Origin of the sequence: Prevotella sp. HMSC073D09 (assembly GCF_001814145.1) — a bacterium.
Lineage (GTDB): Bacteria > Bacteroidota > Bacteroidia > Bacteroidales > Bacteroidaceae > Prevotella > Prevotella conceptionensis.
Map to the genome: position 1 here is coordinate 1 of NZ_KV815128.1, position 772 is coordinate 772.

Sequence of the window (772 nt, forward strand, 5' to 3'; positions counted from 1 at the left end):
ATTAGTTAGATATTTACTGAATATCCCTAATTATATTTTACAAAATGCGTTTTGTTTGCTAGTCCTTCTAGGCGAAAAAGAGGCTTTTTTAGCAAGAAATTAGCCGTTTTTTCGGCCTTACGCGTTATCTTTTACGCCATTTTTTAGAGCAAAACCTGCATTTTGTACCATTTAGCCTTTCTATTTTGGTTGCCAGCTCGTAATTTTTCAAGTCCATTTACCTGCTTTTAGCCCCTAAAAAACCACTTTTTAATGGCCATTTTGTCCTTTCGAGCCATATTTTTCATGGTTCGAAAGGGTGTTAACTTGTCTCTTTGCAGTGAATTTTTATGCGAATTGTCTCGCGTTTAGCACCATTTTGCACCGCATTTTGCACCATTTTACCTTGCATTTAGCATCAAAACGCAGTGCATTTAGCATCAAAACACAGTGCATTTAGCACCAAAACGCAGTGCATTTAGCACCAAAACGCAGTGCATTTAGCATCAAAACGCAGTGCATTTAGCATCAAATGGCCCAAAAGCTGGTGCAAATTGCGGTTTTATGCAATGTGTATTCATCTTGTTTGCATTTTCAACAACCCCCTTTTTGTGCCAAAACCAACCTTCGCGAGAATCGATTTTTTGCGCAAGATAGGCGGTTGGTGGAGAAAGTGGCCAGTAATAATGTTAAAATATATACCGAAAATAAGACATTTGTATTTGCGAACGTTAGGTTTAGTAAGTAGGTTGGGGTAGTTGTTCTAGTTGTTCTAGCTGTTCTAGTTGTTCTA